Source organism: Streptomyces muensis (assembly GCF_021474425.1).
Lineage (GTDB): Bacteria > Actinomycetota > Actinomycetes > Streptomycetales > Streptomycetaceae > Streptomyces > Streptomyces muensis.
Map to the genome: position 1 here is coordinate 1 of NZ_JAKEIP010000608.1, position 877 is coordinate 877.

At 74.8% G+C, this 877-nt stretch carries 1 protein-coding gene; it reads left to right on the forward strand.

Annotation, left to right across the window (positions count from 1 at the left end):
- Positions 1–877, forward strand: an 877-nt coding sequence (locus tag L0P92_RS44685) for an RICIN domain-containing protein (RefSeq protein ID WP_234768846.1), incomplete at both ends; no start/stop codon positions are given.

Genomic DNA, 877 nt, shown 5'->3' on the forward strand with positions numbered 1-877 from the left:
CTTCACCGCCGAGACCGCCGCGACCGGCGTACCCGCCGCGTCGCCGGCCGGTCCCCGCGCCGCGCGCCGATCTGCCCGCCGTACCTCCCGCCGGAGCGAGCCCGCCACCGCCCCGCAGGCCGGCGACCCCCGCACCTGCACCGGCCGTGCGGCGCTCAAGGCCGCCCGCCGTGCCACGCGGCGCCGCAACCTCACCGCGGCCGTGGCGACCGTCAGCGCCCTGGTCGTGCTCCCGCTCGTCCTGTGGTCGTCCGGCGGCTCCGAGGACGCGCCCGCCCCGGCCGCGAACGACCGCCCCACCGAGGCGCCGGACTCCGACGCCGGCTCCGCCACCAGCAACCCGTCCTGGGCCGGCGCCGCCGAGGCGGCCAAGGGCGAACTGCGGGGCCGGCTGCACAACATCGGCTCCGGACTCTGCGTCGGCATCGTCGGCGAGAAGGCCGTCGAGGACGCGGAGACCGAACTCACCAAGTGCTCCTCGGCGCCCGGCCAGCAGTGGTCGTACGAGACCGACGGACTGGCGCGCAGCGTCGCCGACCCCGATCTCTGCCTCGACTCCCACCTCGGCTACTCGGTCCGGCTGGCGCCCTGCACCAACGCCGCCGACTCCGAGACCAAGAACGTCCGCTACGACTTCACCCTCCAGGGCACCCTCGTGCCCCGCTTCGACCAGGACCTGGCCCTGAGCCCCGCCGCCACGGACGGCTCGGGCGCCCTCGTCCTCAAGAGCCGCGAGGACGACAACAACGCCCAGCACTGGGTGATCGACACCTCCAGGACGGAGCCCCAGCTGGAGGTGGTCAACTGGGACTCGGAGACCAAGAAGGAGAAGGCACCGACGCCGACGCTGACCCCCACCCCCCAGCCGTCGAAGACC